This window comes from Arthrobacter sp. StoSoilB20 (assembly GCF_019977295.1).
Taxonomy (GTDB): domain Bacteria; phylum Actinomycetota; class Actinomycetes; order Actinomycetales; family Micrococcaceae; genus Arthrobacter; species Arthrobacter nicotinovorans_A.
Genome location: NZ_AP024651.1, coordinates 1,992,522 through 2,018,173 on the forward strand (window position 1 = coordinate 1,992,522; position 25,652 = coordinate 2,018,173).

Below are 25,652 nucleotides of genomic sequence, written 5' to 3' on the forward strand. Positions count from 1 at the left end.
GGCGGTTAGGAAGTCACCAAGCGATCTGTGAAAATGGGGGAATGAGCACTCAGTCTCCGACGCCTCAATCACGCCCGTCCAATACCGGGAACCACACTGCGCACAACCACAGCTCGCAGGGTCAGAGCCTGGATCAGGCGCTGCAGCAGGCCGGGTTCTATCCGCGGTTGGTGGCAGATGTCGTCGATGACGCCCTGGACGGCAGGGAGTGCCTTTCACATCTGGTCCACCTCGAGACGCACTTTGACCGGGCAGAGGTCCGCAGGCACATTACTGTGCTGGTGCTGACGGAAGACATGCTGGTGATCACCCATGTCGACGACCAGCAGCTGGACGAAGCCGGAGAGCAAATCGTCGCGCAGATCTCCACGGAGTCAGTTCCCGTGGCCCAAATCCGGTCGGTGGTGCTCAGCTACATGTACTCCCAGCCCCAGGACTACAAGCCTTCCGATCCTGTCCGGGAGCTCACCGTCTCCATCGCATGGTCCGGAGGCCAGCGTTTGGATATGGGGCCGGCCAGTTGCGGAGATCCCCAATGCGAGGCCGATCACGGGTACAGCGGAACCATTGCCCAGGAAGACATCGTCCTCCGCATTAGCGCTGAAGCCGACGGTTTGCAGGCGGTCCAGGATGCCAAGCTGTTTGCCCGCGCCCTGCGTGCGGTCAACACCGGAAACCCGGCACCGGTCCAGCACCCCGGCATCCCCGCGCCACGGCCGCGTTCGGGCGTCTTCAGCAACCGCCTGAGCCGCGGACACCAGCGTTGAGGGACGCTGCACAGACACCGTCGTCGGCAACCAGCGCCGTAACCGACGTTCCTACCGCGCCGCTGTTCGGGAGCAAGTCGATTGCCGAAGTCTTTGTCAGCGCTGCGGCAGCCCTCGGCGTACCAGGCTTCGCCAACCGCCTGCAGGTGCCTGCATCACAGCGCGTCTGCGTTGTCCTCGCCGATGGTTTGGGACGCAACCTGCTCAAACAAAAGGCCTCGCACACGCCGTTCCTTCGGTCCGTCCTTGCCAACGGGCAGGGTAACGTCCCGCAGTGGATTGACTCAGCCTTCCCGAGCACCACGGCGGCCTCCTTGGCGAGCCTGGGGACCGGCCTGCCGGCAGGCCAACATGGCATGGTGGGCTACGACGTCCTGGATCCTGCGCAGGACAAGGTAGTGAACCTCCTGGGCAACTGGGATCCGCACGTGGACCCGCTGGAATGGCAGCCCCATGCCACCGTTTTTGAACGCTTGGCCGGTGAGCTGGACGTGGTGACGGTCAGCCTGCCGCAATTCGGTGATTCGCCCATGACGCAGGCCGCGCTGAGGGGCAGCCGGTTCGTTGGCGGCACCACGCTCCACGCACGGACGGCCGCGGCCGCTGAAGCAATGTCCGGAGGCGGACGTTCCTTGATGTACTTCTACCTCAATGAGCTGGACAAAGCCGGCCACCGCTATGGCAGCCAGTCGGACCGTTGGGAGCATCAGCTCGAGGAACTGGACTCCACGGTCAAACGGCTGTCCTCAACGCTCCCTGCTGGAACCACCATCCTGTTGACCGGTGACCACGGCATGGTGGACGTGCCCGAGTCCCAGAGGATCGACTACTCCGCCGATGAGCCCTTGGTGGCAGGAGTGCGGCACACGGCAGGGGAGCCGCGCATGGTGCACCTGTACCTTGAGCCGGACGCCACAGCGGAGCACCGCGACGCTCTTCTTGCTGCGTGGCGTCGTCGGTTCGGTGAACGGATCTGGGCCTTCACGAGGACCCAGGCCGTGGACGCCGGATTATTCGGTGATGTCCGCCCGGAAGTCGCACCCCGCATCGGGGACGTCATGATTGCTGCCCGTGACACCCTGGCACTCTATGACACCCGCCGTGTCCGCCCCGCCTCCCTGGAGGTGGTGGGCCAGCACGGTTCCCTGACCAAATCCGAGCGTGAAGTACCCCTGGTGTGTTTCCCCGCAGCCGGCAGGAAAGGCAAACGTGGCTGAACTGGTCTTTTTCTCAGGCACCATGGACTGCGGCAAGTCCACGCTTGCCCTTCAGATGGACCACAACCACCGTGCAAGGGGGCGCGGAGGCGTCCGCTTCAGCTGTAACGACCGCGCCGGATATTCCACCATTTCCAGCAGGCTGGGCCTCCACATCGATGCCGTGGAAGTCGAAGGCAACACGGATTTCTGGGACGAGGTGGTGGTTCGGCGGACCAGCGGACTTCGTGTCGACTACCTCATTTGCGATGAAGCGCAGTTCTACACTCCCGCCCAAGTTGAGCAGTTGGCGCGTGTGGTGGATGAGATGGAGGTGGATGTCTTCGCGTTTGGCATCACCTCAGACTTCCGCACCCGGCTGTTCCCCGGATCGCAGCGGCTCATCGAGCTTGCCGACAAGGTCCAGGTTCTGCAAGTCGAAGCGTTGTGCTGGTGCGGGCGCAGGGCAACCCAGAATGCCAGGACAGTGAACGGCATCATGGTGGTGGAAGGCAAACAGGTGATGGTGGGCGATGTAGCACCTTCCACCGGAAGTGACGGCGCCACGGGCACGGCCGATGCCGGCGTCGAAGGCCGGGAAGCCGTGGTGGGTTACGAGACATTGTGCCGCCGTCACTACATGAGGCGTGTCACGGCCCATGGTGCCAACCTGATGGCAGGGGCGGACCAGCCGCTTCCCTTCGATATTGACGCTTGCCTCTGGCCGGGCGCCGGGGAGCTCCACCGCAGCTAGGCTGTAAAACTAGTCCCCGCGGGCTCCGAAAACGATCTCATCCCAACTGGGGATGCTGGACCGCTTTGGCCGTGAAGGCTGGCGTTCTGCTGGCGCATCGGCGTCCTTGCGGACCTCGGAGTCCGTGGAATCGGCCGGAATTGTCGAATCCGGGTTCCCGTCATGTGACTCCTGCTGCTCCTGCGCGTCGCGGGAAACGTTGCTGCCGCCCAGAAGCTCGTCAAGCCCGGCCGGTTTGCGCCCGGCGAGAGGCGTGACGGGGCGCAGCGGGCTGGCCACCACCGTGATCTCCCGCGTTTCCGTGCTGACGCCCTGGTGAAGCTTCAGCGAATCATCGTCATCGTCATCCTGGGGTTCGAAGTGCCGTGGCGCGAGGCTCAGCCGCGACAGCATCGACGGACGTCCGTCCTTGCGCACGGGTTCCTCAGCAGGAACCGCTGCGGGCGCGGGTTCTGCGCCGGGGGCTTCGTCGACGTCGTCGTTCCCGTCTCCCGGCCGCGGGTGGGCTGCCGGAACGTTGCTCAGCAGCACTGCCAAGGCGTCGTCTCCGTCCTCGTCCACTCCCAGGCGCTGACCCCGACGCGACCGGAGCATCTCCAGGAGGCTGTCCGCTTCCTTGGCTTCCTTGGCAGAGACACGTGCGGCTGTTTCAGCATCAGTCTCGAAGTCGAAGGGACGGTCCGAGACAGCAGCGAGCCGGCGCGCCGGAACTGGTCCGTCCAAGGGCTCGAGTTCGCTGAGCTGCTGTGCCCAACGGTTGGCGTTCTGAAGTGACTTGCGCTGCGGGCTGAAGGTCCACATGGCGGGAGGCTCTTCGCCGATGCTGCCGTGCGTGCCCGGCACCGTCTCGAAGCGTGCGACGACGGTCCAGGAACCGTCCGTCCGGCGCCATGAATCCCAGTCCACGGTGGACGAATCGATGCCGTGGGCAGCCAGCCGGTGGTCCACCATCTCTCCGAGCGTGGCCGGGTTGTCCCCGAAGGCTGAGCGGTAGGCGTCATGGCCCGGAGCAGGGGCAGCGACCTCAATGTTGCGTGCTTGCCTGGCGACGTATTCACGCTCTGCGAGGACGGGGCCTTCGTAGCGTTGGACGTTGGCGAGGGGCAGCCCGGACAATTCGGCCACTTCGGCCGCCGTCGCGCCACTGCGAATTCTGGACTGGATGTCACGGGGTGACATGGCAATGGGTGTGTTGGCGGCCCGGGCCGCCACTTGGGCAGGGGTCCGGCTCGCCGCTGCCCTCAAGGCCTCGTCGATCGGAAGCTGGAACATCTCACCGCCGGGGCCGCTCAAAAGCAGATGCCCGCCGTCGTCGTGGACGCCTACCAGTCGTAGATCCTGCATAACACCCTCCACCACATGGCATAACTGACATTCGAAACTCTGCCACCCGGCGCGGCCTTTTCCTATTAGGAGCAAGGGCGTGCCGTGATATTCCGCTGAAACCGCCCCTGTAGGCAGCGTTTTTAGCACTTTTCGGTAAGAAGCGGTGTCTATGGACTTTTCAGGGCCGGGGGAGGAAAATCTGGCCGATATCGGGCACAAATCCGGGACGGCCGGTGCTGGACCCTAACACCGGCCGGGGATGGACCGCCGGACCGGACAGAACCCGCAGCAGGTATGGAGGACAAGGAAGGACCATGGCCACCGATTACGATGCCCCTCGAAAGACCGAGGAAGACGTCAGCGAGGATTCCCTGGAAGAACTCAAGACGCACCAGTCGGGTAAGCAGTCCTCGGCTGTGGACGTCGACGAGTCCGATCTTGCCGACAGTTTTGAGCTGCCCGGCGCTGATTTGTCCGGCGAGGAACTCCTGATTCAGGTGATGCCTCCGCAGCCGGACGAGTTCACCTGCTTCAACTGCTTCCTGGTGAAGCACAGGTCGCAGATCGCCGCGGAGCGGGGCGGTCACTTGTATTGCACGGAGTGCGAAAGCTAGGCGCATCAGTGCGCAATGCCTACCTGCAAGGATTGGGAGTAGCTGCAGGGATTGGGCGTAGCTGCAAGTATTGCCCGGGTAGTGGCCGGGCGCTGCTAATGCGACGTCCGGCCCTTGTTAAGGGGCAATAGTTATGGGGCCACTGTTGAGGGGCCCTGGTTGAGGGGCCGTTGTTAGGGTGTTGTCCCGGCGCTTTCAGGCCCGCGGAGCTGACAAGGCCGAAACCAGCTCGTCAGGCCTGCGGGACGAGGCCAGCCAGTACGGAGTCCGGTCTGCGGGATCGGTGATTTCAATCTTGACCACGGGATCGATCCAGCCCCTGAAGCACATGTAGGCGAGTCCATTGAGCCGGGGACCACGTTCAGCGGTGGCTTCGTCCTTGGTGAAGGCCTCGACGGATCCCACGAACTTCCGATCGATGCTCGCACGGCCCACACGGACCGTAGTTGGGGTAACAGTGATGGTGGGCGTCGAGAGCACCAGCATGACGGTCATGATGGCCAGCAGGACCAAAGCCGCGATAATGCCCGTTGCCGCACTGATGGGACCGAACATCAGGATGCCCGCGCCGGACAAGCCAACCACCACGATCCAGATCCACACTGACGGCCACAGTTTTTCGGAGTAAAGGACCTCCGGCGATGGAGTGTTCCGGGCAGGCACGGGGGAGGACTGGTCAGGCGTAGGCATGCATCCAGCTTATCCGGCGATGCACGGCTGCTGCGTCCACCTGGGAGTCGGCGATCACTCTCCGGCAATCACCTGCCGGCAATCACCTTCAGGCAAGGAACTCTTGGCAAGCCGGTGCCCGGGGTACGGCTCCCAGTAGAATGGACCACTGTGAGCAATGAGACGGCAGTATTCAGTACAGACACAGACACAGACGCAAACACAGCCCCCGACACCGGCAGCGGCAGTGAGACCGCGGCGGCTTACGGCGCCCCCACTTTGGAAGTGCAGCTGAAAATGCTCGACGCCGGGCTGGAAGCGCCGTCGTATGCCCACCCGGGAGATGCCGGAGCCGACCTCCGCGCCCGGGAGGACGTACACCTCGCCCCCGGCGAGCGGAAACTGGTTCCGACAGGCGTCTCCATCGCCCTCCCGGACGGATTCGTTGCCCTCATCCACCCACGCTCAGGCCTTGCCACCAAGCATGGCCTGACGGTCGTCAACGCCCCAGGCACTGTGGACGCGGGCTACCGTGGCGAAATTGCGGTGACGCTCCTGAACACCGACCAAAACCACGCCATCGACCTCAAGCGCGGCGATAGAATTGCACAAATGGTAATTCAGCGCGTTGAGTACGCACGGTTCGTAGCTGTTGACCAGCTGTCCGATTCCGTTCGTGGCACCGGTGGCTTCGGTTCCACCGGTGGCTTCAACGCATCGAAGGCCTAAAGGAAGCCACTGGACCCTCCCCACGTCCCAGGCGTCGCCTTGGCGTGGTTTAACGTGGTTCAACGTGGGTGCGGTTTACTTGGGGATAGACCACTACTAAGGAGAAAACCCAATGCTTTTTGGGCGCGGCAAGAAGTCCAAGGACGAGCGGTCGGAATCCGCCGGCACCGTCGAGGAATCCGGTGCTGAGGCACAAAGTCCTGAATCGGTCCAGCCCGGCACTGCCGGTGATTTCAGGCTGGCCAAGGGCCCCTTGGATATAGACGAGATCGAGGACCGTGATGGCTACGTGGACCTCGGTGCGCTCCTGATCGCTCCTGCCGAGGGTCTCCAACTGAGGCTTGAGGTCGAAGAAGCCACCCAGCGGGTGGTGGCAGTGACCATGGACCTGGAAGGTTCCAGCCTGCAGCTCCAGGCCTTCGCGGCTCCGCGTTCGGAAGGCTTGTGGGACGAGATCCGGGAACAGATCACCCAGTCCGTAGCCAGCCAGGGCGGGGAAACCGAAGAAGTCTCCGGAGCGTTCGGTACTGAACTCGTGGCCAAGTTGCCCGCCGAAGCTGCTGATGGCAGCCGCGGCTTCCGTGCCGCACGCTTCATGGGCGTGGACGGGCCGCGTTGGTTCCTCCGGGGCGTCCTCGGCGGGCAGGCTGCGTTGGAACGTGACGCCGCGGCAGGCCTGGAAGAACTTTTCCGCAGGGTAGTGGTGGTGCGCGGCGATAATCCGATGCCCCCGCGCGAACTGCTGCAGCTGCGCCTGCCCAAGGACGCCGCCGTGCCGGGTCAGGCTGGCGCTCCTGAGGGCGCACCGGCCATGGAACAGCCTGAACGAGGGCCGGAGATCACCCAGATTGGCTGACACTTCGGGCAAAGGTGGGCTGGCCGGCCAGCGTCCCCGCGCGCAGGGCGTCCGTGATCTTCCAGCCAGGGGAAGGGCGGTGTGTACCGGCTACATTGAATCGGTGACGCATCAACCGCCCAGCGAGCAGCCATTTTTCTCCGCCGTGGTGGTCGATGACCTTGGCCCCGCAGCCCTCCAGGCCACCAATGCAGGGGGCATCCGGAAGCCCTACGACCGTCTTCGCGTCATTTGGCTGGGCAGGACCCGCGTACCCGGTATCGAAGCCGGAGTGCAGCTTCGCCTCAAGGGCATGGTGACCCAGCTTGACGGGCTGCCGGCCATGTTCAATCCACGCTACGAAATACTTTCCCGCCAGGAGCACCTATGACAGTGGCCAACGGATCAGAACCGAAGAACACCGGAGACTCTGTTCCGGATGGCCGGCCTTCCCGGCCCGGGGAAGCCGCAAAGCCGTCAGCGGAAGCACCCGGTGTTTCCGATCTCGCTGCCGGCTACGCACAAAAGGCCGGCCTTCACCGGAACAGCGCCGGGCACGTGGACATGCTGAAGTCCGCCGGTGGCTGGCAGGGCATCGCCGAGAGCATTCTCCCGGGATTGGTCTTCCTGGTGGTGTTCACGGTGGCCAGGGATCTCACCCCTGCATTGGTGGCGGCTTTGGCTACGGCAGCCGTGTTCACTGTGGTCCGGTTGATCCAACGGCGCCCACTGACCCAGGCCTTGGCCGGGGTTGTGGGGGTCGGTATTTCGGCGTGGCTGGCCAACACCACAGGCAAAGCCGAGGACTTCTACGTCCTGGGCTTCTTCACCAACATCGCCTATATCCTCGCCATGGTGCTCTCCATCGTCCTCAAATGGCCGGTGGCGGGCCTGCTCTTCGGGTTCGTCCGCAATGAGGGACTCGAATGGCGCAAGGACCCTGAACGGCTGAGGGCTTACAAGCTGGGAACGTGGATCGTGGTTGCCGTCCTGGCTCTGCGTCTTCTGGTGCAGGTCCCGCTGTACTTCATGGGCGAAGCAGGCCTGACAGCCCTGGCAACCACCAGGCTCCTGATGGGAGCCCCGCTGTACATCCTGGGCCTCTGGGTTGCCTGGCTGGTCACCAAGCCCGCACCTCAGCCGTCGAAGCCGTCGTCCTCGGAGGCCTGATCCCCGGTTCCCGACGTTCCCTCACGAGGTTCGTTGTCGTCGTCGTAACCCGGCGACAACAGTGACCTCAGGCCGTCCTCTGCTGCGATGGTGGTGACGAAGAAAAGCTCGTCGCCGCCATCAAGGACGTCGTCGCGGGTGGGGGTAATGGGTGCCTGGTCGCGCAGGATTGCCACCAGTGTGGCGTCCTCCGGCCAATCGATCCCGCCGACCGTGCTGCCAATGACATGGGAGTCATGCGGGACCGTGAATTCCACGATCGAGGCCACTCCTGTCTGCAACGTCAGCAAGCGGACGATGTCGCCGATTTCGACGGCTTCTTCCACCAGGGCTGTCATGAGCTGCGGAGTATTGACCGCGACGTCTACGCCCCAGGAATCATTGAACATCCAGTCGTTCTTGGGATTGTTCACACGGCCCACGGTGCGGCCCACACCGAATTCCGTCTTGGCCAAGAGGGATACCACCAGGTTGACTTTGTCGTCGCCGGTGGCTGAAACCACGACGTCGGCATCCTCAAGTTTTGCGTCCTGCAGGGTACTGAGTTCGCAGGCATCGCCCACCAGCCAGCGGGCGCCCCGCAGTCCGCTGCGGCCAATGACCTCGGGCTTGAGGTCGATCAGCAGGATCTGGTGCTTATGGGCCAGAAGTTCACGCGCAATGGACGAACCGACGCTTCCTGCACCAACAATAACGACTTTCACTAAGACTCCTTGGCGGGTGCTTTGGCGAGGATCCGGCTGATCTCGGACGTTCTGTCCAGGCTCAGCATCGCGTGGACGGTGTCGCCTTCCTGGTAGGCCGTGCCCGTCGTGGGGAGGACGCCCTCGCCAAACCGGGTAATGAAGGCAATGCGTATTCCCGAGGCGGCTTCAATGGATGCGAGGCTGTGCCCGATCCACTCCTCATGAAGATCCACCTCGGCTAAAACCAGCCGGCCCGAGGGCTCACGGTAATCCCCGGCCAGATGCTGTTCGGGAAGAATGCGGCGCAGGACCTGGTCGGCGCTCCAACGGACAGCTGCCACGGTGGGGATGCCCAGGCGCTGGTAGATCTCGGCACGTCCGGGATCGTAGATCCGCGCCACAACATGGGCAACATGAAAGGTCTCGCGCGCCACCCGGGTGGCCAGGATGTTGGAGTTGTCGCCGCTGGAAACTGCGGCGAAGGCGTAGGCCTCTTCCACACCGGCCTGCTTGAGGGTGTCCCTGTCGAAACCGACGCCGGTGACCTTGCGGCCGGCAAAGGTATTACGCAACCGGCGGAAGGCCCGCTCGTCCTGGTCGATGATGGCGACCGAATGGCCGGCATCCTCCAAAGTGTGTGCCAGGGTTGCGCCAACACGGCCGCAACCCATGATCACGAAGTGTGCCACCATGTCTCCTTTATCTGTGCTGTCCGTCCCGCTCGGTATGACTTTACCGGTGCGCAGTGGCTTGGCTGTGAACAACCGTCATGACATCGATGGGGATTCAGAGTAGCTTTGCGGAGTGCTGACAATTTTGAATGCCGCGAAGCGGGTGTTGGTGGGCAGGCCGGTCAGGAATGACCGCCTGTCCCACACCTTGTTGCCCAAACGCATCGCTTTGCCGATCTTCGCCTCGGATGCGCTGTCCTCGGTAGCCTATGCCCCTGATGAAATCCTGCTGACGCTGGCCCTCGCGGGCGTCAGTGCCGTAGCTTTCTCGCCGTTGGTCGGCCTCGCCGTCATGGTGGTTTTGCTCACAGTTGTGGCGTCCTACCGGCAAAACGTCCACGCCTACCCCTCCGGTGGCGGCGACTATGAGATCGCGAACGTCAACCTGGGCAAGTATGCCGGGCTCACCGTGGCCTCAGCCCTCCTGGTGGACTACGTGTTGACCGTTGCCGTGTCCATGTCTTCCGCTGCAGCGTATGTCACCACGGCTATTCCTTCCCTGCACGGGCAACAGGCCCTCATTGCCACTATCGGCGTCGTCATCCTTGCGTTGGTGAACCTTCGTGGCATCAAGGAAGCGGGCTCGGTTTTTGCTGTTCCCACTTACATTTTCATGGCTTCGATCCTGGGCATGACCGCCGTGGGTATTTTCCAGTTTGCCACCGGGCAACTGGGGGAGGCACAGTCGGCAAACTTCACCATCGTCCCGCAGTCCGGATTTGATGAGGGCCTGGTTGGACTGGCCGGCGCTTTCCTCCTGCTTCGGGCGTTCTCCTCCGGCGCTGCGGCACTGACCGGCGTCGAAGCCATCAGCAATGGCGTACCAAACTTCCAGAAGCCCAAGAGCAAAAACGCGGCAACAACGTTGCTGCTGCTCGGCGCAATCGCCGCGGCAATGTTGGCCGGCATCCTCTTCCTGGCCAATGCCACCAAAGTACACATCGTCCTTGACCCCGCCACGGAGTTCCTGGTGGACGGCAAGCCGCTTCCCGAGGGCTACATCCAGAACCCGGCCATCAGCCAGATTGCCGACACCATCTTCGGTGCAGGGTCCATTCCGTTCTACATCGTGGTGGCGGCAACAGGTGTCATCCTGGTGTTCGCCTCGAATACTGCCTTCAACGGGTTCCCTGTCCTTGGCTCCATACTTGCCCAGGACGGCTACCTCCCGCGTCAACTCCGAACCCGCGGCGACAGGCTCGCGTTCAGCAACGGCGTCCTGGCCTTGGCCGCGGGTGCCCTGGTGCTGATCCTCGCTTTCAACGCCGATGTCACCAAGCTGATCCAGCTCTACATCGTGGGCGTCTTCATCTCCTTCACGGCCAGCCAGCTCGGGATGATCCGGCACTGGGGACGCGAATTGAAACTCGCCAGGGACAAGGCCGTCCGCCGGAGGATTATCAAGTCGCGCACCATCAACATGGTCGGTTTCGGCATGACGGCCCTGGTCCTGGTGATCGTCCTGATCACCAAGTTCGAGCAGGGCGCCTGGATCGCCTTGCTTGCCATGTTTGTCCTCTTCCTCATCATGTGGAGCATCCGCGCCCACTATGACAACGTGGCCAGGGAACTGGCGGTCGACGAGGACTCGTCACCGCGCGCCCTGCCTACCCGCGTCCATGCGGTTCTCCTCGTCTCGCACGTCCGCAAGCCCGTCCTCCGGGCGCTGGCATATGCCAGGGCATCCAGGCCCTCGCGCCTTGACGCAATTACCGTGGACATCAACACAGAAGAGACCCAGCACACCGTCCGGGACTGGGAGAAGCTGGAAATTCCGGTGCCCCTGACCGTGCTGGCCAGCCCTTACCGTGAAACCGTGACACCCATCATGGACTACATCAAGAACATGCGGCGTGACTCGCCCCGGGACCTGATCGTGGTCTACATCCCCGAATATGTGGTGGGCAAATGGTGGGAACAACTGGTCCACAACCAGACAGCACTCCGAATCAAGACGCGGCTCCACTTTGAACCTGGAGTCATGGTTGCCAGCGTTCCGTGGCAGCTGAAATCGTCCGAAGAAGCAAAGGCACTGCAGGATACCTAAATGACCTCCCACACCACTTCCCACCCCACCGCACAGGCCGCCGGCGAACATCCAGGCGCGGCAGGTACCGAACTCGTCGTGGACATCGGACCGATCGCCCACGGTGGCCACTTTGTCGCACGGCACGAAGGGCGCGTCATCTTCGTCCGGCATGCCATCCCGGGGGAGAAGGTCCGCATCCGGTTGACCGACTCCGGTGACTCGTCGCGCTTCTGGCGGGCCGACGTCGTCGAAGTCCTTGAAGCATCGCCCCACCGCGTTCCGCATTTCTGGAAACCGGCGGACTCCTTGGCCTCGTGGAAACGGGGTGGGCCTCCGGTGGGCGGCGCTGAGCTCGGACATATCTCGCTGGAGCACCAACGTGAACTGAAGTCCGGGGTGCTGGCCGAGCAACTCCAGAGGCTTGCCGGCCTCGACCTCGCCACCGAGGTTGAAGCGGTCGGGGACCAGCACGACGACGGCCTCGGCTGGCGCACGCGCGCCAGCTTCGCCGTGACTTCCAAGGGACGGTTGGGCATGCACGCGCATCGCTCCGATCTGGTGCTTCCCATTAAGGAAATGCCACTGGCACTGCCCGGAGTCAATGAACTGAAGCTGTGGGACCTGGACCTCACCGGGATCGCCCGCGTCGAGGTTGCCGTGCCGGCCAACGGTTCACGGCCGCTGATTCTGTTGGCCCCGGAAGAAGGGACGAGCCCCAAGAGGGTGCACAGCATCGTGTCCCAATTGCCGCATGAGGTGTCAGTAGCCAGCTTCGACCCGGGAAAGGGCGAGGTCCTGCAGTTGCGGGGGAGGACCTGGGTGCAGGAGTCCGCCGCCGGCCACGAATACAGGGTCACTGGCGAGGGGTTCTGGCAGATCCATAAGGACGCGCCCGGAACCTTGGTGGGTGCTGTGACGGATTATCTTTCACGGGGCGGGTACTTGCAGCCCGGTGCCGCCGTTGCCGATCTCTATGCCGGCGCAGGGCTGTTCACGGCCCCCTTGGCCGACGCCGTAGGTGTCACGGGATCGGTGCTTTCGGTGGAGGGCGCCCCCGGGACCAGCCGTGATGCCCGCAAGAACCTGCACGGGCAACCACAGGTGGAAATAGTCCAGGGGCGGGTGGAACGTGTGCTGCACCAGAGTGCGCGAAGCTTTGATTCGCTGGTGCTGGACCCGCCACGCGCCGGGGCCGGAAAGGCTGTGGTCAAGCAATTGATGGCCACCGGACCCCGCGCAATTGCCTATGTGTCCTGCGATCCGGCGTCCTTTGCGCGTGATCTGGGTTACTTCCATCAGGGTGGTTGGCGCCTGGAGTCGCTGCGCGCGTTCGATCTCTACCCCCACACGCATCACCTCGAAACAGTGGGCCTGATCGTCCCCGCCCACTGACCCCCTGGCGCGTACGCCCGCCGGAGTCCGGCGGGCGGCGCGGGTTTGGGGTCAGGCGTGCCACTCTTGGGACGGATGCCACTACGATGGGCGTAGTAGTCCCGCTCCGGGGGAATCAACACCGCGGCCCGGGGTGACCAAGAGAGATGCCGCCCGGCTAAGTAAGGTGCGCCTAACTGGCTAGCGGCCAACCACGCGACAAAGATGAAACTGTTGCGAGAGGAGTCCTGCCATGAGCACTGTGGACAGCTTCGGTTCCAAAGGCGTACTGAATGTAGCCGGCACCGATTATGAAATTTTCCGGTTGAACTCCGTAGAGGGCGCAGACAGCCTTCCGTTCAGCCTTAAGGTATTGCTTGAAAACCTCCTGCGGACTGAGGATGGCGCCAATATTACGGCGGACCATGTCCGCGCCCTGGCCGGTTGGGATCCCAATGCGGAGCCCGACACGGAAATCCAGTTCACCCCCGCCCGCGTCATCATGCAGGACTTCACCGGCGTTCCCTGCGTTGTTGACCTCGCCACCATGCGCGAAGCAGTCAAGGAACTCGGCGGCGATCCCAAGCGCGTCAACCCCTTGGCACCTGCAGAAATGGTCATCGACCACTCCGTCCAGATCGACGCCTTCGGTAACTCCGGCGCCCTGGAGCGCAACATGGAGATCGAGTACCAGCGCAACGGCGAGCGTTACCAGTTCCTTCGCTGGGGCCAGACCGCATTCGACGACTTCAAGGTAGTTCCCCCGGGAACCGGCATTGTCCACCAGGTCAACATCGAATACCTGGCACGCACCGTCATGACCCGCGAAGTGGACGGCGTTCTGCGCGCTTACCCCGACACCTGCGTCGGCACTGACTCACACACCACCATGGTCAACGGCCTGGGCATCCTGGGTTGGGGCGTTGGCGGCATCGAAGCCGAGGCCGCAATGCTCGGCCAGCCTGTCTCCATGCTGATTCCCCGTGTTGTGGGCTTCAAGCTCAAGGGCAGCATCCCGGCCGGTGCTACCGCCACCGACGTGGTCCTGACCATCACCGAAATGCTGCGCAAGCACGGCGTTGTTGGCAAGTTCGTTGAGTTCTACGGCGAAGGCGTCGCCGCTGTGCCGCTGGCCAACCGCGCCACCATCGGCAACATGAGCCCGGAATTCGGTTCCACCGCTGCCATGTTCCCGATCGATGACGTCACACTGGACTACCTGCGCCTGACGGGCCGTTCCGAGGCGAACGTCGCCCTCGTGGAGGCCTACAGCAAGGAACAGGGCCTCTGGCACAACCCCTCCCGCGAACTTCGTTTCTCCGAGTTCCTTGAGCTGGACCTGTCCACCGTTGTTCCTTCCATCTCCGGTCCCAAGCGTCCCCAAGACCGCATTGAACTCACCGATGCCAAGGAACAGTTCCGCAAGGACATCCACAACTACGTCGCCATCGAAGACGGCAGCGTGGACGAGGCACTGGACGAATCGTTCCCGGCTTCGGACGCACCGTCGTTCACCCATGCTGACTCGCACACCACGGAGACGGACCGCGTCTACTCCGCCGCCAACGGTGCGCACGGCCGCCCGTCCTCGCCTGTCAAGGTCACCACGGCCGACGGCCGCGAGTTCGAGCTGGACCACGGCGCAGTATCGATCGCCTCGATCACGTCCTGCACCAACACGTCCAACCCTTCCGTCATGCTCGCTGCTGCCCTCCTGGCACGCAACGCAGTTGACAAGGGCCTGACGTCCAAGCCGTGGGTCAAGACCTCCGTCGCCCCCGGTTCCAAGGTGGTCACCGACTACTACGAGAAGTCGGGCCTCACCCCGTACCTTGAGAAGCTTGGCTTCTACATTGTTGGTTACGGCTGCGCCACCTGCATCGGTAACTCCGGCCCGCTTGAGCCGGAAATCTCCGAGGCAATCCAGGCCAACGACCTCTCCGTTACGGCAGTCCTCTCCGGTAACCGCAACTTCGAAGGCCGCATCAACCCGGACGTGAAGATGAACTACCTGGCTTCGCCGCCGTTGGTCATCGCCTACGCACTGGCCGGCTCCATGGACTTTGACTTCGACGCCGATGCCCTGGGCACCGACTCCGAAGGCAACGAGGTCTTCCTGAAGGACATCTGGCCGAACCCCACCGAGGTGCAGGAAGTCATTGACTCCTCCATCGATGAGGCAATGTTCGCCAAGGGTTACGAGGGCGTTTTCGACGGCGACGACCGGTGGAAGGCACTGGACACCCCGGCCGGTGACACGTTCGCCTGGGCCGAGGATTCCACGTACGTGCGGAAGCCCCCGTACTTCGAGGGCATGAAGGCACAGCCGGATCCCGTCAAGGACATTGCCGGTGCCCGCGTGCTCCTCAAGCTTGGCGATTCGGTCACCACCGACCACATCTCCCCGGCCGGCTCGTTCAAGTCGGACACCCCGGCGGGCCAGTACCTCCTGGCCAACGGCGTGGAGCGCAAGGACTTCAACTCCTACGGTTCGCGCCGTGGCAACCACGAAGTGATGATCCGCGGTACGTTCGCGAACATCCGTATCAAGAACCAGCTCCTGGATGGCGTTGAGGGTGGCTTCACCCGCGACTTCAGCCAGGAAGGTGCACCGCAGGCTTACGTCTACGATGCCGCCCAGAACTACCAGGCTGCGGGAACGCCGCTGGTGGTCCTGGCAGGTAAGGAATACGGTTCGGGTTCATCCCGTGACTGGGCAGCCAAGGGCACTGCGCTCCTCGGGGTCAAGGCCGTTGTTGCTGAGAGCTACGAGCGCATCCACCGCTCCAACCTGATCGGCATGGGTGTGCTCCCGCTGCAGTACCCGGCCGGCGAGTCCGCTGCAACACTGGGCCTGACCGGTACGGAAACCTTTGCTGTTGAGGGCGTGACGGAGCTGAACAACGGCACCACGCCCAAGACGCTCAAGGTGACGGCAACGGCTGAGGACGGCACGTCCAAGTCCTTCGACGCTGTCCTGCGTATCGATACCCCGGGCGAAGCGGACTACTACCGCAACGGTGGCATCCTGCAGTACGTTCTGCGCCAGATCTCCGCGTAGCGAACCAGCTGGTTTCAGCTGATTCCGAGGCATGCAGCCCCGGCCGGTCGAATGACCAGCCGGGGCTGTTGCCGTCCGGGGCCAGCACAGCCCCCCCAGTGCTCAGGCGTGGGAAACGCGGGGGTCCCGCGTACGCGCTAAAGTTAACAAGCACGTCATTCACCCTAAGGAGGGCCGTTGGGACTTTTGGAAACCGTCAAGGATCCACAGGACCTGGCCAAACTGTCCGGCACCGAGCTGGAACAACTGGCTGGCGAAATCAGGGAATTCCTGATCACCAACGTAGCCGCGACAGGCGGACACCTGGGCCCGAACCTGGGTGTTGTTGAACTTACCTTGGCTGTCCATCGGATCTTCGAGTCCCCGCGCGACAGCATCGTCTTCGACACCGGACACCAGTCCTATGTGCACAAGCTGCTCACCGGCCGCCAGGATTTCAGCACCCTCCGCCAGCAGGGCGGGCTCTCCGGCTATCCAGAGCGCGCCGAATCAGAGCATGACATTGTGGAGAGCTCCCACGCCTCATCCTCCCTGTCCTGGGCCGACGGCATTTCGCGTGCCCGCCAGCTGACCGGCGAAGGTGACCGGTTCGTCGTCGCCGTTGTTGGTGATGGCGCGCTCACAGGTGGCATGACCTGGGAAGCCATCAACAACATTGCCGCCGACAAGCGTCGCCGTGTTGTCATTGTGGTCAATGACAACGGGCGCTCCTACGCACCTACTGTCGGCGGCTTTGCCGATTACCTCGCTTCACTGCGCCCCACCATTGACTCCTTGCGCACCACTCCGGCCTATGAGCGGATGCTGGACTGGTGGAAGAAAAAGCTCCAGGACGGCGGACCTGCCGGGCAATTCACCTACAAGAGCCTGCACGCCATGAAGAAGGGCATCAAGGACTGGTGGGCGCCCCAGGGCATGTTCGAGGACCTGGGGATGAAGTACATCGGTCCAGTGGATGGCCATAGCCTCCAGGCCATGGAGAACGCGCTGAGCACCGCCAAAGCGTACGGCGGTCCGGTGATCGTGCACGCGATGACCGAGAAGGGCCACGGCTACGCCCCGGCCCTGGCCAACGAGGCCGACCAGTTCCATGCCGTGGGAATCATCGATCCCGAAACGGGTGAGTCCACTGAGATGCCAGGTGCAAGGTCCTGGACCTCGGTATTCGCAGAAGAGATCGCGGACATAGCCGACGAGCGCCAGGACATTGTGGGGATCACGGGGGCCATGCTCATCCCCGTGGGGCTGCACAAGTTCGCCGAGCGCCACCCCGAGCGGGTCATTGATGTCGGTATCGCAGAGCAGCATGCGCTCACGTCAGCTGCAGGCATGGCCTTCGGCGGACTGCATCCGGTAGTGGCCGTGTATGCCACTTTCCTCAACCGGGCCTTTGACCAGCTCCTGATGGACGTCGCCCTGCACAAGGCCGGCGTCACGATTGTCCTGGACAGGGCCGGCGTCACCGGCCCGGACGGCCCCAGCCACCACGGTATGTGGGACATGGCCATGGTCCAGATCGTCCCGGGTCTTCACCTGGCCGCCCCCCGCGACGCCACGAGGCTCCGGGAAGAACTGCGGGAGGCCGTTGCAATTGACGACGCCCCCACGGTGGTGCGTTTCTCCAAGGGCAGTGTCGGGTCAGAGGTCGAAGCGATCGAGCGGCTCCACGACGGCGTCGACATCCTTGCCCGTCGTCCCGAGGGGTCCACCGAAAACGATGTCCTGATTGTCAGCGTCGGTGCAATGTCCGAACTCGCCCTGGATGTAGCAGGCAGGCTGGGGGCCCAAGGCATCAGTTCCACGGTGGTGGACCCCCGCTGGCTCCTTCCCGTGCGGAAATCGATCATTGCCCTGGCTGCCCGGCATCGCCTGGTCATTTGCATCGAGGACGGTGTGCGGGCCGGCGGCGTCGGTTCCCGCATCCGGCAGGAAATGCGCGCCGCGGGGGTGGACACGGCCCTCAACGAAGTCGGTTTGCCGGTGGAGTTCCTTGTGCACGGCTCGCGGAGCCAGGTCCTGGAGCGCGTTGGGCTGACGGCCCAGAAGATCACGCACGACGTCGTAGCGCAGGTTTTGGGGACAAAGGTCCCCTTTGCCAGGCCCCTTCCAGGTCAGGAACATCCCACCACCGGCAGTCTGCCCACGTTGTGATGGACGAACGCGGGCCGGGCTCACTGCAGCCCGGCGACCTCGTTGTGTCGAGGAACAGGAAATTCAACGGTAAAGCCCACTGGGTGGTGCCGGGCAGGTACCTTGGCGAGGACATCCACGGCTGGTGGGTTTTCCAGGGCGCGGGGGAGTTCTGTTCCCGTCCCGGGGCGGCCTTCTACACGGCCTCGGACGCTGTCCTGCTGGTTCCGCGGAGTGGTGAGTTCGTAGCCACGTTCTACGACGACACCTACCCCGGGGACTTCCGGATCTATGTTGATCTGGCCACGTCCCACAGTTGGAACACCATCAAGCCCGGTGTAACGGAGTTCCATGTGATCGACATGGATCTGGACGTGATCCGTTCCACCCGCCACGGCGTGTTTGTTGACGATGAAGACGAGTTTGAGCAGCACCGGGTGGCCATGGGCTATCCGGACGAAACAGTGGCCGCTATGCGCGCGGAATGCGCAGCCCTCTTGGAGGCTGTAGCGGCCATGAAAGCACCCTTCGATGTCTCTGGTGCCAGTACCAGCGCCGAATGGTTCAGGAAAGGACGGGCATGAGCGGGATTATTCGTACATACAAGCGGGATGACGAGGGAGTTCTCCACTTCCGCGAAGCCTGGTACGACGACGAGGACCAGCAGTTCGTGATCAATCACGGCGTAGTGGGACACCAGAGTAAAACCGATGAAACCGGCGTTGAGGATGAGTCGTCGGTTGAGGGGTTGATGGCGGCCTTTGCCGCGCAGTGCGAGGAAGACGGATATGCGGAGATTCCCGAGTCCGAGCAGTTCTGGGTCGTTGCCCAAATTGCGCTCAAGACCAAGGACGGCACTGAACGGGACCGCCATCTTGAACGCAAAGCCAAGGCAGCCCTGACCGGGGAACTGGCATGGCGTGGATTGGGCGTGGTGGACCGTTCCGACATAGGAAATGGCCACCTGAACATTTTTTGCCTCTGCCCGGACGTCAACAAGGCTGTGAACGCGATCAAGATCTGCGTTCGCGGTGAGGATCTGGACTTCACCAAGCTCACCATCGCCTCGGCGCCCTACAACGAGCCCGACGCCTTCAAGGTGAAGCACTCGCCCAAGCAGGGGATGGGCTTTACTCTCTAAGTAGCACCCAACGCACCAGAAGGGACTTCCATGGCGTCCAAGAGCAACTGGCCCGGACATACACCACTGCCCAAGGGGCTCGCTGCACCGGCGAGACGGGCACTGGCGCATGAGGGAATCGAAACGTTGGAGCAGCTGGCGGAATTCGGCGAGTCGAAGATCTCCACGCTGCACGGTATGGGGCCGGTGGCGATCGCCCAGCTGGAGGACGCCATGGAGGAATCGGGTATCTCCTACAACGGAGGCTAGGCTGAATTCATGACTGAATACCGACGCCTTGGCCATTCCGGACTGACAGTCTCAGCTGTAGGGCTGGGCTGTAACAATTTGGGCCGCGCCAATACGCCCACCGAGTCCCAGGAAGGCACGGACGCCGTTGTCCATGCTGCGATTGAGGCCGGTGTGACGTTCTTTGATGTTGCCGACGTCTACGGACGCGAGCCCGGACTGAGCGAGACCATGTTGGGCAAAGCCCTCAAGGGCAAGCGCGATGACGTCGTCATCGGCACCAAGTTCGGCATGGACATGCAAGGGGTCAATGGAAATGATTTTGGAGCCCGTGGTTCACGCCGCTACATCGTCAAGGCCGTCGAAGCATCGCTCCGGCGACTGGATACGGAGTGGATCGATCTTTACCAGTTCCACACCCCAGACGCGCTGACCCCCATCGAAGAGACGCTCGCGGCGCTCGATGACCTGGTGACCGAAGGCAAGGTCCGCTATATAGGACACTCGAACTTCGCTGGCTGGCAGATCGCCGAAGCCGAGTATGTTGGCCGTCAGGCCGGCGGTGCGCGCTTCATTTCCACCCAGAACCATTACAACCTGCTGGATCGCCGTGCTGAACTGGAGGTTCTTCCCGCCGCTGGTGCCTTCTCCCTGGGCGTGCTCCCGTATTTCCCCCTTGCCAATGGACTGCTCACGGGCAAATACTCCGCTGGAAAGGCGCCCGAAGGAACCCGGCTTAGCCACACGCGCACCAACCTGGTTCATGACGCCGACTGGGACCAGTTGGGCCGCTTTGGACAATTCGCCAAGGAGCGGGACATCACTGAATTGCAGTTGGCGTTCTCCTGGCTGGCAGCACAGCCCGGCGTAAGCAGCGTCATTGCCGGCGCCACGCGTCCGGAGCAGATCCGCCAGAATGCCGAAGCGGTGTGCTGGGTTCCCACTCCGGAAGACCGCGCGGAATTGGACGGGATCTTCCCGCAGGCTCCGAAAGTGGCACTGTTTTAGAACTGGATTGACCGGCCCAACGTTGGAAGTTGCCGGGTGATAGGCAAAGAGGGCAGTGGCCCGGAGCATCTGCTCCGGGCCACTGCCCTCTTTGGTTGCCTATAGGGACCTTCGGTTGTCTATCCGGGACGGGACCGGACGTGGCCGGACAGTACTGGAAAGGGACACGCCCGGCCTAAGCCGGTGCCGAGGCAATCCCGGGCGCCAGGAACCGCTTCCCGTTGACACGTTCGGAAGCGCCTACACGGTCCAGGTATGGTGTGATGCCACCGAGGAACATCGGCCAGCCGGCGCCCATGATGACGCAGAGGTCGATGTCTTCCGGTCCTGCCACGACGCCTTCTTCGAGCATGAGCCCGATTTCCTCTGCCAAAGCATCCTGCGTGCGTCGAAGGACTTCTTCGCCGGTGGACGGCGTGTTCCCGAAAGACAGGATGGCAAGGGTTTCAGCCGGAATGACGGGCTTGCCCTCGGAGCCGGGAATCCACAGGGTCTTGACTCCGTTGTCGATGAGCTTCTGCAGGTTCTGCGAGACGGGGAACCGCTCACCGAATGCGCTGTGCAGGGACTCCTGGACATGCTGGGCAACCGGGAGGCCAACCATGGCAGCCAAAGTAAACGGTGACATCGGCAGGCCCATGGGACGGAGGGCGTTGTCAGCGACGTCGGCAGGAGTTCCTTCGTCAAAGGCTGCGATGACTTCACCCATGAGGCGCAGCAGGATGCGGTTGACCACAAAGGCTGCAGCGTCCTTGACCAGCACGGCCGTCTTCTTGAGTCCCTTGGCGAGCTCGAACGCGGTGGCCAGCACAGCGTCGTCTGTCTTGGGTGCCCGCACTATCTCCAGGAGCGGCATGACAGCCACCGGGTTGAAGAAGTGGAAGCCCACCAGTCGTTCCGGGTTCTTCAGGTCCTCGGCCATCGCAGTGACGGACAGCGAGGATGTGTTGGTGGCCAGGATGCATTCGGGGGAAACAATTGCTTCAACCTCCGCGAAGACCTGCTTCTTGACGTGGAGTTCCTCGAAGACTGCCTCGATGACAAAATCAGCGTCTGCGAAGGCTTCCTTGGAGACCGAGCCTGTGACCAATGCCTTGGTCCTGTTGGCGGCGTCGGGTTTGATCCTCTTTTTCGCCAGCATCTTGTCGACTTCGGCATGGACGTAGGCCACGCCCTTATCCACCCGTGCCTGGTCGATGTCCGTCATGACCACGGGGACTTTCAGTTGCCGGGCGAACAGCAACGCCAGTTGGCTTGCCATGAGCCCTGCACCCACCACGCCGATCTTGGTGACCGGTCGGGCAAGCTTGCGGTCAGGGGCGCCGGCAGGACGCTTGGAGCGCTTCTGGACGAGGTCCAGGAATGCGTACACCGTGGACCGGAACTCGTCGGTTTGCATGAGGCCCGCCAGGGTCTCACACTCGAGGGCGGCCGATTCGGCCTGCGTCATGGTGCGGTTGGCCTCCATGACATCCAGGACCTTTGCCGGGGCAGGGGAAGCGTTTGAGGTCTTGGACTCCACAAAGGCACGTCCAGCGGCCACAGCGTCTGCCCAGCGGCCGGCGACGGTGTCATCGCCGGCATCCACGGAGTTCTTCCGCTCCGGTGTTACGGCACCGGAGATGACCTTGGCGGCCCATGCGATTGACTGTTCGACGAAGTCGGCGGGCTCGAACATGGCATCAGCTACACCGAGCTCGAAGGCCTGCGGGCCGGTGAGGGTCCGGTTGTTGCTGAGGGGATTCTCGATCATGACCTTGACGGCGTTTTCCGGGCCAATGAGGCGAGGCAGGATGTAGACCCCGCCCCAACCCGGGACCAAGCCGATGAACGCTTCGGGCAGGGCCAAGGCGCCGGCGCCCGTGGAGACCGTCCGGTACGTGGACTGCAGGGCGATTTCGAGGCCACCGCCCAAGGCGAGGCCGTTGATGAAGGCGAAGCTGGGAACGCCAAGGTTGGCCAGGGTGTTATAAACGGCATGGCCAAGCTCTGCCATCCAGAGGCCGTGCTCGCGCTCCTTGAGCGTTTTGACCGCAGACAGGTCCGCGCCGGCCACCAGGAAGTACGGCTTGCCGGTGACGCCGACGCCGACGATCTCACCCTTCGAGGCGCGCTCCTTGAGGGCGTCCAGGACGCCGCCCAGTTCAACAAGCGTGTTGGGGCCCAGCGTGGTCGGTTTGGAGTGGTCCAGGCCGTTATCCAGGGTGATCAGCGCGAAGGTTCCTGCGCCACCTGGCAGCTGGATGTCCTGCACGTAGGAGTGGGTGCGGACTTCATCAGGGAAAAGGGCGGCGAGCTTCTGGAATTCGGCGGCGCTCATGCGGCGGCTCCTTCGGTGGTGGCGGTATCAGCGGTGGAGGAAGCGTAGTCGGCGTGGTGCGGGTTCTCCCAGATCACTGTGGCACCCATGCCCAGGCCGATGCACATGGTGGTGATGCCATAACGCACTGTGGGATCTTCCTCGAATTGCCTGGCCAGCTGGTTCATCAGCCGGACACCTGAGGAAGCCAGGGGATGTCCGACGGCGATCGCCCCGCCATAGCGGTTGACGCGGGGGTCCTCGTCTGCGATGCCGAAATGGTCCAGGAAGCTGAGCACCTGGACGGCAAAGGCCTCGTTGATCTCGAAGAGCCCGATGTCTTCGATGCCCAGTCCGGCGTTCTTCAGGGCCTTTTCCGTGGCCGGGACGGGGCCGATGCCCATGACCTCAGGTTCGACGCCGGCGAAGGCGTAAGAAACGAGCCGCATCTTCACTGACAAGCCCAGTTCCTCCGCAGCGTCGGCAGAGGCGAGGACGGCAGCCGTGGCGCCGTCGTTGAGTCCTGCGGCGTTGCCTGCGGTGACACGGCCGTGGGCACGGAACGGGGTGCGGAGTTCGGCAAGGTCCGCCACCGTGGTTCCTGGGCGCGGGGGTTCGTCGGTGGTGTGAAGCGCCCAGCCTTGGCCCGGTTTCATGGTGGCCACGGGGACGAGGTCGTGCTGGATTTGTTCGTTGGCGTAGGCTGCGGCGAGCTTGGCTTGTGAAGCCGCAGCGTAAGCATCGGTGCGGTCCTTGGTGATGGCCGGAAAACGGTCGTGCAGGTTCTCCGCCGTGTTACCCATGTTCAGGGCGGCCGGGTCCACCAAGCGCTCGGACATGAACCGGGGGTTGGGGTCAGCTCCTGCGCCCATGGGGTGGTTGCCCATGTGTTCGACGCCGCCGGCGATGACCACGTCATAAGCGCCAAAGCCGATGCCGCTCGCCGTCGTCGTTACTGCCGTCATGGCACCTGCACACATGCGGTCGATCGCGAAGCCGGGCACTGTGCGCGGAAGACCTGCCAGCAAAGCGGCAGTGCGCCCGATGGTGAGGCCTTGGTCGCCGGTTTGGGTGGTGGCGGCAATCGCTACTTCGTCCACACGTTCGGCAGGCAGTGACGGGTTGCGGCGCATCAGTTCGCGGATGCACTTCACCACGAGGTCATCGGCCCTGGTGCCAGCGTAGATTCCCTTATCGCCGGCCTTGCCGAAGGGCGTGCGGACTCCGTCCACGAAGACGACATCCCGGACGGTCCTCTGGGCGCTGCGTGATGGACTCATGTATTAACTCCTCGTTGAGACATGGTGCCGGCCCGCGTTGCGGGTACTCCGGTTTGGCATTAAGCCCATGTTACTCGTCGGTAACTTAGGGTGCAAGGTGCGTCACATCCGTTCAACGTGCATGGGGAGACGCGAAAGGCCCGCCACCGCGAACCGTGGTTCGGGTGACGGGCCGGGCGGGCCGGTAAGGCTTAGGTGGTCCGATAAGGCTCAGGCGGAGTCCTTGGACTCTTGGGTTCCCGGGGACTGTGGGTTGTCTTTCGCTTTTGATTCCTTGGCCGGAAGCGGTTTGGGGTTCAAGCATGCATCGGTGAGGATCGGGGCGGCAAAGTCGACCTGCCATTCGCGCGCGCCCAGGGCCCGCAATTCAGCAGCCACGGTCTCGAGGGAGATCTCTGCCGGTGGCCGCCACGTGATGCGCCTGAGGAAGTCCGGCGTCAGCAGGTTTTCCACCGGCAGGTTGAGTTCGTCAGCTTTGGCCTGGAGCGCAGGGCGCGCGGTAGCCAGGCGGGCCGCGGCCTCGGGGTCCCGATCCACCCAGACCCGCGGTGGCGGCGGGGCGTTCGTGGGCAAGTGCAAGGGCGGCACGTCCGTCAGGGTCCGGGCGTTGGTGATGCAGCGCAGCCAGCGTGGCGCCTCACGTTGGGCTGAGCGGCCATGGAATCCCTTGGTGGCCAGCAGCTGGGGGACAGTGGTGGGCATGGCTTTGGCGGCGGCTACCAGCGCAGAATCGGGAATCAGGCGACCCGGAGCCACATCGCGCTTGCGGGCCAGTTGGTCGCGCTCCTGCCACAGTTCACGGACGGCTGCCAATTGGCGTCGGTCCCGGATCTGGTGCAGGCCGGACGTCTTCCGCCAGGGATCCACCCTGGGTGCTGAAATGCCGGCGGCAAGGATGCCGGCAAATTCCTGCTCTGCGTACTGAAGTTTGCCGTCAGCTTCGAGCAGTTCGATGAGTTCTTCGCGCAATTCGGCAAGAACTTCGACGTCGAGGGCTGCGTACCGGAGCCACGGCTCGGGCAGCGGGCGGGTGGACCAGTCGGCCGCTGAGTGTTCTTTAGCGAGGCCGAATCCCAGGAGTTGTTCAATGACGGCGGCCAGGCCCACGCGCGGAAGGCCGGCAAGCCGTGCGGCAAGTTCGGTGTCGAACAGTTTGTCCGGCCACATGCCGAGCTCGGACAGGCAGGGGAGATCCTGTGTTGCTGCGTGCAGGATCCATTCGACTCCCCGGAGGGCCTCGTTGATGATGTCCAGGTTCTCGAAAGGCTCGGGGTCAATCAGCCAGGTTCCTGCCCCCTCGCGGCGGATCTGCACCAGGAAGGCGCGTTGTCCGTAGCGGAAGCCGGAGGCGCGTTCTGCGTCCACCCCGGCTGGTCCTGTTCCGGCGGCGATGGCGGCGGCGCACCGTTCCAGTCCAGAAGGCGTATCGATGACTACGGGCACGCCTTCGCGTGGCGTATCGAGATCGATGACTTCAGGGACGTGGCTGTCGAAGCCGTCTACCTTGATGTGCGTGGTGGGATCAGCAACCGGAACGCCGGCTGTGTTTTTATCCAGGTTTTCAGGGGTCATGGTGGCTTAAGCTTACCGATTCATGCCGGGATCACGCCGGGGCGTGGTGATGGCAG

At 63.3% G+C, this 25,652-nt stretch carries 23 protein-coding genes; 16 read left to right on the top strand and 7 right to left on the bottom strand.

Annotation, left to right across the window (positions count from 1 at the left end; all coding sequences use genetic code 11):
- Positions 1-41 precede the first annotated feature (41 nt).
- Genes LDN85_RS08940 through LDN85_RS08950 form a run of 3 tightly spaced genes read left to right on the top strand, consistent with a single transcriptional unit; the run spans position 42 to position 2,717 of the window.
- Positions 42-767 carry a DUF5998 family protein gene (locus LDN85_RS08940; RefSeq protein WP_026546585.1) on the top strand — a complete coding sequence of 242 codons (726 nt, stop codon included), beginning with the start codon at positions 42-44 and terminating at the stop codon, positions 765-767.
- Positions 764-1,984: a nucleotide pyrophosphatase/phosphodiesterase family protein gene (locus tag LDN85_RS08945; RefSeq protein ID WP_091554157.1), complete on the top strand. Its 1,221-nt coding sequence runs from the start codon at positions 764-766 to the stop codon at positions 1,982-1,984. The genes LDN85_RS08940 and LDN85_RS08945 overlap by 4 nt, the downstream gene beginning before the upstream one ends.
- A complete protein-coding gene (locus LDN85_RS08950) occupies positions 1,977-2,717 on the top strand; it encodes a thymidine kinase (RefSeq protein WP_223945161.1) in 741 nt (246 codons plus the stop codon). Before LDN85_RS08945 ends, LDN85_RS08950 begins: the two co-directional genes overlap by 8 nt.
- A 9-nt stretch (positions 2,718-2,726) precedes the next feature.
- Here LDN85_RS08950 and sepH read toward each other — a convergent pair whose 3' ends face one another.
- Positions 2,727-4,061, bottom strand: coding sequence for a septation protein SepH (gene sepH / locus LDN85_RS08955; RefSeq protein WP_223945162.1), 1,335 nt, complete (start codon positions 4,059-4,061; stop codon positions 2,727-2,729).
- Between the two features lie 296 nt (positions 4,062-4,357).
- Here sepH and LDN85_RS08960 point away from each other — a divergent pair, with 296 nt between their 5' ends.
- Positions 4,358-4,657 (top strand): DUF4193 domain-containing protein, encoded by a 300-nt coding sequence (locus LDN85_RS08960; RefSeq protein WP_026540308.1) that lies wholly within the window; start codon positions 4,358-4,360, stop codon positions 4,655-4,657.
- Between the two features lie 195 nt (positions 4,658-4,852).
- On the opposite strand, the gene LDN85_RS08965 is transcribed toward LDN85_RS08960, so the two are convergent.
- Positions 4,853-5,347, bottom strand: coding sequence for a DUF3093 domain-containing protein (locus tag LDN85_RS08965; RefSeq protein ID WP_223945163.1), 495 nt, complete (start codon positions 5,345-5,347; stop codon positions 4,853-4,855).
- 150 nt (positions 5,348-5,497) lie between these two features.
- Here LDN85_RS08965 and dut point away from each other — a divergent pair, with 150 nt between their 5' ends.
- The 4 genes from dut (at position 5,498) to LDN85_RS08985 (ending at position 8,060) form a co-directional block, all read left to right on the top strand.
- Positions 5,498-6,055 (top strand): dUTP diphosphatase, encoded by a 558-nt coding sequence (gene dut, locus LDN85_RS08970; RefSeq protein WP_223945164.1) that lies wholly within the window; start codon positions 5,498-5,500, stop codon positions 6,053-6,055.
- 112 nt (positions 6,056-6,167) lie between these two features.
- Positions 6,168-6,911 carry a DUF3710 domain-containing protein gene (locus tag LDN85_RS08975; protein WP_026540311.1) on the top strand — a complete coding sequence of 248 codons (744 nt, stop codon included), beginning with the start codon at positions 6,168-6,170 and terminating at the stop codon, positions 6,909-6,911.
- Between the two features lie 103 nt (positions 6,912-7,014).
- Positions 7,015-7,281 carry a hypothetical protein gene (locus tag LDN85_RS08980; RefSeq protein ID WP_346347061.1) on the top strand — a complete coding sequence of 89 codons (267 nt, stop codon included), beginning with the start codon at positions 7,015-7,017 and terminating at the stop codon, positions 7,279-7,281.
- On the top strand, positions 7,278-8,060 hold the full coding sequence (locus tag LDN85_RS08985) for a DUF3159 domain-containing protein (RefSeq protein WP_223945166.1): 783 nt from the start codon (positions 7,278-7,280) through the stop codon (positions 8,058-8,060). Before LDN85_RS08980 ends, LDN85_RS08985 begins: the two co-directional genes overlap by 4 nt.
- On the opposite strand, the gene LDN85_RS08990 is transcribed toward LDN85_RS08985, so the two are convergent.
- Complete coding sequence (locus tag LDN85_RS08990) at positions 8,027-8,764, bottom strand: NAD-binding protein (RefSeq protein ID WP_026540314.1); 738 nt, start codon at positions 8,762-8,764, stop codon at positions 8,027-8,029. The genes LDN85_RS08985 and LDN85_RS08990 overlap by 34 nt on opposite strands.
- Positions 8,764-9,435, bottom strand: a complete 672-nt coding sequence (locus LDN85_RS08995) for a TrkA family potassium uptake protein (RefSeq protein ID WP_026540315.1) — start codon at positions 9,433-9,435, stop codon at positions 8,764-8,766. The genes LDN85_RS08990 and LDN85_RS08995 overlap by 1 nt, the downstream gene beginning before the upstream one ends.
- Positions 9,436-9,550: 115 nt before the next feature.
- Between LDN85_RS08995 and LDN85_RS09000 the strand changes: the two genes are divergently transcribed.
- The 8 genes from LDN85_RS09000 to LDN85_RS09035 all read left to right on the top strand — a co-directional run bounded on the left by LDN85_RS09000 (position 9,551) and on the right by LDN85_RS09035 (position 20,445).
- Entirely contained in the window at positions 9,551-11,524 is a 1,974-nt protein-coding gene (locus tag LDN85_RS09000; RefSeq protein WP_026540316.1) for an APC family permease, read from the top strand.
- A complete protein-coding gene (locus LDN85_RS09005; RefSeq protein ID WP_223945167.1) occupies positions 11,525-12,898 on the top strand; it encodes a TRAM domain-containing protein in 1,374 nt (457 codons plus the stop codon). It abuts the gene before it with no gap.
- A gap of 232 nt (positions 12,899-13,130) precedes the next feature.
- Positions 13,131-15,938: an aconitate hydratase AcnA gene (acnA, locus tag LDN85_RS09010; RefSeq protein ID WP_223945168.1), complete on the top strand. Its 2,808-nt coding sequence runs from the start codon at positions 13,131-13,133 to the stop codon at positions 15,936-15,938.
- Positions 15,939-16,115: 177 nt separating this feature from the next.
- Positions 16,116-18,089: a 1-deoxy-D-xylulose-5-phosphate synthase gene (gene dxs / locus LDN85_RS09015; protein ID WP_026540319.1), complete on the top strand. Its 1,974-nt coding sequence runs from the start codon at positions 16,116-16,118 to the stop codon at positions 18,087-18,089.
- The gene (locus tag LDN85_RS09020) at positions 18,086-18,652 is read left to right on the top strand and encodes a DUF402 domain-containing protein (RefSeq protein ID WP_091554145.1); all 567 of its coding nucleotides are present in this window, start codon (positions 18,086-18,088) and stop codon (positions 18,650-18,652) included. The genes dxs and LDN85_RS09020 overlap by 4 nt, the downstream gene beginning before the upstream one ends.
- Positions 18,649-19,209, top strand: a complete 561-nt coding sequence (locus LDN85_RS09025; RefSeq protein ID WP_026540321.1) for a hypothetical protein — start codon at positions 18,649-18,651, stop codon at positions 19,207-19,209. Before LDN85_RS09020 ends, LDN85_RS09025 begins: the two co-directional genes overlap by 4 nt.
- Before the next feature lie 30 nt (positions 19,210-19,239).
- Complete coding sequence (locus tag LDN85_RS09030; protein WP_026540322.1) at positions 19,240-19,458, top strand: hypothetical protein; 219 nt, start codon at positions 19,240-19,242, stop codon at positions 19,456-19,458.
- A 9-nt stretch (positions 19,459-19,467) separates the two neighbouring features.
- Positions 19,468-20,445, top strand: a complete 978-nt coding sequence (locus tag LDN85_RS09035) for an aldo/keto reductase (RefSeq protein ID WP_026540323.1) — start codon at positions 19,468-19,470, stop codon at positions 20,443-20,445.
- Positions 20,446-20,620: 175 nt separating this feature from the next.
- Here the strand turns inward: LDN85_RS09035 and LDN85_RS09040 are convergent, their stop codons facing one another.
- The 3 genes from LDN85_RS09040 to LDN85_RS09050 form a co-directional block, all read right to left on the bottom strand.
- The gene (locus LDN85_RS09040) at positions 20,621-22,765 is read right to left on the bottom strand and encodes a 3-hydroxyacyl-CoA dehydrogenase NAD-binding domain-containing protein (protein ID WP_223945169.1); all 2,145 of its coding nucleotides are present in this window, start codon (positions 22,763-22,765) and stop codon (positions 20,621-20,623) included.
- Positions 22,762-24,024, bottom strand: coding sequence for an acetyl-CoA C-acyltransferase (locus LDN85_RS09045; protein WP_223945170.1), 1,263 nt, complete (start codon positions 24,022-24,024; stop codon positions 22,762-22,764). The genes LDN85_RS09040 and LDN85_RS09045 overlap by 4 nt, the downstream gene beginning before the upstream one ends.
- 210 nt (positions 24,025-24,234) lie before the next feature.
- Positions 24,235-25,596, bottom strand: coding sequence for an HRDC domain-containing protein (locus LDN85_RS09050; protein ID WP_026540326.1), 1,362 nt, complete (start codon positions 25,594-25,596; stop codon positions 24,235-24,237).
- Positions 25,597-25,652 lie beyond the last annotated feature (56 nt).